The organism is Psychrobacter sp. CAL346-MNA-CIBAN-0220 (genome assembly GCF_040309805.1).
In the GTDB taxonomy this organism is placed as follows: Bacteria; Pseudomonadota; Gammaproteobacteria; order Pseudomonadales; family Moraxellaceae; genus Psychrobacter.
This window is the reverse complement of record NZ_JBEOPF010000459.1, coordinates 1-258: the sequence shown is the minus strand read 5'-3', so window position 1 is coordinate 258 and position 258 is coordinate 1. Positions and strand designations below refer to the sequence as shown.

At 38.8% G+C, this 258-nt stretch carries 1 protein-coding gene; it reads left to right on the top strand.

Going from position 1 to position 258, the window contains the following annotated elements; all coding sequences use genetic code 11:
- Positions 1-27 precede the first annotated feature (27 nt).
- A partial coding sequence (locus tag AAEY88_RS14360; RefSeq protein ID WP_350563474.1) for a hypothetical protein occupies positions 28-258 on the top strand: 231 nt, incomplete at its 3' end.

Here is a 258-nt window from a genome sequence, read left to right as displayed (position 1 = left end):
CAGCAAAGTAAGATTAATGGTCTAAGTGTGGCAAGTAATCAATTTATGTGCCGCACAAGTGATAATGACTTTGAGCTGATAACCCCTGAGCAATTTAATATTTATGGTTTGGTAATCGATTGGAATTCAATTGAATATATGGCGCAGCTACAAGGCGTAACATTGAAAAACCTGTCATCTGCACAATCAGCTCGCTTATCGGTAAGCAACTCATCATTGCAAACGGCAAGGCAAATAATTAATAGCATGGTTGTAGGC